Origin of the sequence: Pseudomonas sp. GL93 (genome assembly GCF_003408955.1) — a bacterium.
GTDB lineage: Bacteria > Pseudomonadota > Gammaproteobacteria > Pseudomonadales > Pseudomonadaceae > Aquipseudomonas > Aquipseudomonas paracarnis.
The window spans coordinates 1-4,450 of sequence record NZ_NKRF01000015.1; the positions used below are offsets into that span (position 1 = coordinate 1).

The 4,450-nt window shown below is 49.2% G+C and carries 4 protein-coding genes and 1 pseudogene; 2 read left to right on the forward strand and 3 right to left on the reverse strand.

Annotated features, from left to right (window positions below; all coding sequences use genetic code 11):
* Window positions 1–219, reverse strand: a pseudogene (locus CER19_RS29340) (hypothetical protein); the annotation flags it as partial.
* Between the two features lie 271 nt (window positions 220–490).
* On the opposite strand from CER19_RS29340, the gene CER19_RS03805 reads away from it, so the two are divergent.
* Both CER19_RS03805 and CER19_RS03810 read left to right on the forward strand, forming a co-directional pair.
* A complete protein-coding gene (locus CER19_RS03805; protein ID WP_116665464.1) occupies window positions 491–760 on the forward strand; it encodes a hypothetical protein in 270 nt (89 codons plus the stop codon).
* Between the two features lie 216 nt (window positions 761–976).
* Window positions 977–1,540, forward strand: a complete 564-nt coding sequence (locus CER19_RS03810) for an RNA 2'-phosphotransferase (RefSeq protein ID WP_080752884.1) — start codon at window positions 977–979, stop codon at window positions 1,538–1,540.
* A 70-nt stretch (window positions 1,541–1,610) separates the two neighbouring features.
* On the opposite strand, the gene CER19_RS28520 is transcribed toward CER19_RS03810, so the two are convergent.
* Together CER19_RS28520 and CER19_RS03815 are read right to left on the reverse strand one after the other, a co-directional pair.
* On the reverse strand, window positions 1,611–2,003 hold the full coding sequence (locus tag CER19_RS28520) for a hypothetical protein (RefSeq protein WP_133298303.1): 393 nt from the start codon (window positions 2,001–2,003) through the stop codon (window positions 1,611–1,613).
* A gap of 5 nt (window positions 2,004–2,008) precedes the next feature.
* Window positions 2,009–4,450: DUF637 domain-containing protein (locus tag CER19_RS03815; RefSeq protein WP_256660376.1), on the reverse strand; the 2,442-nt coding region annotated here is incomplete at its 5' end.

A 4,450-nucleotide genomic window follows, 5' to 3' on the forward strand; every position in this document is an offset into this window, starting at 1 on the left:
CAGGTACAGCACCGGTACGAGCACGGTCTGGCCGTCGATGACGCGGTTTTCCATCCACACGATGTCGTGGGTCAGGGCGCCGACTTGCTGGTCGGTGAGGGCCACGCCCAGGCTCAGGCGCAGGGCGTCTTTGCTGGCGAGGCCGTTGTCCATCAGGTAGCGGAATTGGTCGGCGTCGCTGTAGAGGCCGCCGGCGAGGAAGCGTTGGCCTTTTGATGCCTTGCGCGTTTTTACGTGAAGGACTTATAGTCCGCCGGTCGCCCCCATGGCGATTCAGGTTTGGCGACCTGACGGTAGAGAATGCGCAAGCTGGTGGCTTTTGTGCAGCCACTTGCGCGCCTGCAAAGTCGTTTTATGACGGCTGTGCGCGGGAGACCTTCGGGTCTGCCGGTTTTCTCTACTGCCGGTTCGCCAACCTGCGTACAGCTGTCACCCATACGTTTGGCGACGTTTGAGTGATGGCATTTATCACTTAAGTAGAGAGCTTAATATGAACCGATACATGCCGTTAACAGGTCACGACTCAACCATCCCCGCGCTGGTAATCGACACGCAAGCGCCTCTCGATGTTCTCTATGACGCCGCCGCGTATCGTATTCGTGCGGTGACGCAGTTTTTGGAGAACCTGGCGTTTCGGGAGGAAATCAGCAGTGATGCGATTGTGCTGCACGACTTTGCGCTGTTGCTGGCCATCCCTCTGAGAGATGGGTGTGATCTACTCGATGTGGTTGGACGGAAGTTGAATTCGCTAGCTTCTTAAATAAAAATGGGCGGTTATCTGGTAACCGCCCTACTCAAAAATCCAAGCAGACAAAAATAAAAATTGATTTTTAAAGAACGCAATTCTTGTAACCCTATCAAAAACCGGATACTTATGGCCCGACACGTCGGCCCTGTTCGCGACAGAAATATATTAAACAAATTGCCAATTTAAATATAGACAAAATTCTCATACTGACAAACAAGGTAAATGACTATGGATAGCAAACAGATCAATGAAGCCAGCAAATTTCTTAGCTACGTACTAAGACATAAACCACACTCTATTGGGCTTGAGTTAGACTCGGACGGGTGGGCAGAGATCGACCAATTAATAATTGGCTCAGCGAATGAGGGGCGCAATATAAATCGTGAAATGATTTTGGCTATCTTGACAAGCAGTGAAAAAAAACGCTTTGCAATTTCTAGCGATGGGCAACATATTAGAGCTTTGCAGGGACACTCAAGTGAAAATGTAAGTATCCGACTCCCCGCTGAAACCCCGCCGACAATTTTGTATCACGGAACGGCCACTCGCTTCCTAAAGTCAATCCAGCAACAAGGATTAATCTCCGGTTCTCGCCATCATGTACATTTAACAAAAGATAAAAGCACAGCATTAGCCGTTGGACAGAGATACGGAAAACCTGTGATCCTCATAATTGACTCTCTAAAAATGCATCAAGACGGTTTAGCTTTTTATCTAGCTGAAAATGGTATATGGCTAACAACCCACGTTCCGCCACAATATATTATGCAGGAACAAGGAAGCTCCATCTAGCATAAAGGTCTGGATACACGCACCTTATAGCTTAGATCAACCAAACACCCAACTCTCAGCGTAAATCTTTTCATTCCAAAGAAAAGGATTTGGCTATCACATATACAGCGACACCTATAGAATGGAAAAACAATCTATAATGAGCATAACCGGAAATACCAGATCTTTCTTTATCTATATCTACCATCTCTGAATAACCATACTCGACCAAACAATTAAGAAGCTCTATGCCTTCATCACTTGAACAGCTAAATGGGCTGTACCCAGGGAACGGCAACTTATAAAAGTATTTTGCCTTTTTAAATCGAAACGTTTTTTTTTCGTCGGAAGCCCCATCACCGATTTCAAAAAAAACATTTATGATCAGTTCTGTTCCTGCATAAAGTATTTCAACCCTACTCTCACCATCAAGGGGCAAAAAACTATTCATATCAACAAGTTTTTTAGGATTAGATAATTTCACTTTGTTTATTTCCTCGCCTTCTCTACAGAGCCTTCATAGTTTTTATTAAGCTGATTCTTTACCAAATCATCGAAAGTTGTATTATCAAAAGCTTTTAGGCCGGTTTTATCGATACCGTGCCATTGGCTCTTCGGTATGCCTGCGTCTATGAGCGCAGTGGAGGTTCTGGTGTTGGAAATTACTTTTCTTCCGTCGATAACCACATAATCAAGAGGTACCTGATTCGGACGAATAATGCCCTGTTTCAACGCCTCCGTTAAGTCACCAACCGTCTCGATAGGCCGCCCAGCAGCTTTAGTATAGATTTCTTGCCCCATTTCACTAAAGGCTTTTGTTGTTCTCGCGGGAACCTGGGCAAAAACGCTGTCGTTCAAAACGCCTAATCTGGGGGGGCGCGCACCTGCGCTGAACCTCCCCGCCGATGGGGCTAAGGATAGAGCCAGCCCTAATGCCATCTCGCCCCAGTATTCTGGCTCGCTAAGCATAAGCGTGTAGCTTTCTGCAGCTTTGCTGCCTTGACCATTACCCGCATTTATCACTGTGGAGGATATATCTAGCCCCCACTGAGGCGCAGTTTTATACCCCTCTTGGGTATCCGTATTCATAACGATGTAGGCTTTGTACTCAGCAGGCTCCATGATTGCAAATGGTTTGCTAGCATTATCAAGTAGTATATAACTAACTATCGTTCCACTATCATCAGTATTAACCACCACATTGCCAAGATTTCTGGAGTTAGTGCCAGCCATTGACAAAATAGTTGAACAACCTGTCCCTCCACTATTCGCAGTACATGCCTCATGTTTTTTTAAATACTTGTCATAGTGGCCTTGATAATTATATTGAGTTGCATTTTTTGCCACCCAAGCGCCCTTCTCCATCTGCGCCGCAGTCGCATCAGCCTGACCGGCCGCAGCTAGAACGCCTACAATTTGCGAGCTCATTGTCAGTAACTCGTCGTTACCTCGAACCAAGGAGTCCAGATGAGTGACTAACGCCTCGTTCGCCCCCGCTGCCAAAGCACCTGTCCTAAAGTCGCCCCCTGTAGCCTCGGCAAGGAGCCCCCCCACCATGGCGTGTATTGCAATTTTCGGTGGTGACCCATCAGCAAAAACGTCCTTCGTGTAATTACCTACTAAATTGAAACTGGCAGCCGCCAAAGTGTTAAACAACGCATTTTTAAGCGCGTCGCTGGCACTGCCACCCTGCCCGAGCGCTTTGCTCAACAACATGGAAGTACCACTTTGCAGCGTTTGGTTAGCCGCAAATTGGCCGACACCACGCCAGCTATTCAGTATTCCTGGCGTTGTGATTTTCCCTGTTCCCGTGTTTGTCTCGGTTCCAGTCCAATCACCAAAATATTCCGCCGTCAGACCTGCTGTAGCACCGGCAATAACATACCCCTTCATAGCATCCGAAGAAGTAACATCCTTGAGCACAGCGCCAAGGTTGCCCCGATTGTTGACTACGCTGACAGTCGCGTTCGTAGACGCCCCCGCCGCTACAGCACCAGCGACAGCGCCCACAGTGCCACCACCTGCCGCGACTGCTGCTAGAGGCCCAACCACTGCTGCCATCACAATCGCAATAATGATCTGCGAAGCAGGCCCCAGGCCCGAGTTGCTGTACTTGAAGCTGTCGTGGATCTCCTTGACCTGCCTCCAGTCCACATCGCCACGCTTCTCAGCATCCTTGATCCAAGCTAACTGTGGATCGGCCTTAACCATCGCATCAATGGACTGGCTGACTGTCTCCTGATTGACCTGGTTAATGTCGATCTTCAAACCGGCGACAGCTTTGATTGCCACATTGCCTTCGGCGATCAGCTGACTCTGGCGGACGGTCTCGTCGGTGTTGCCCTTGCCCTTGGAAGAAACCCAAAACGCGTTGTTATTACTCTTCTCATGGCTCTCTTGATGCAGATCCTTGACCGCTTCAAAAGTAATCGCGCCACCACTGTCCAGAGTGATGTCCTTGCCGCTTTGAAGCTTGGCAAGTTGATAGGTCTGATCTCCTTCACTCTTGAGTATCAGGTCGCCGCCGGTCTTGATTTCAGTACCGACGTTGGTAATACGAGTGACCTCGTCGCGCTGGGTTTTCTTGGAACCCCAGCCGCTGTTTTTCTTCATGTCATACAACGTATGCGTACTGTTCTCAGCCGCCAACAAACTCAACTTATCCCCGCTATACAGATAAGCCTCATTCCCCGCGCTGATCCTGCTCGCCACGATCGTGGTGTCACGCCCAGCCTGGCTGACAAAATCACCACCCGCCGTCAGTACGCTCGCCACTTGAGTGGTCTGGTCGTCCGAAGTCTTGATGCGTTTCTTGCCGTCCTTTTCCTTGCCTTCGACGTTGTGCATGTCGCTGACCGAGGCGACGTTGAGGTCGCGGCCGGCGGCGATGTTGAGGTCGTTACCGGCGTTGGGTGCGCCGCGGGTGGTGTG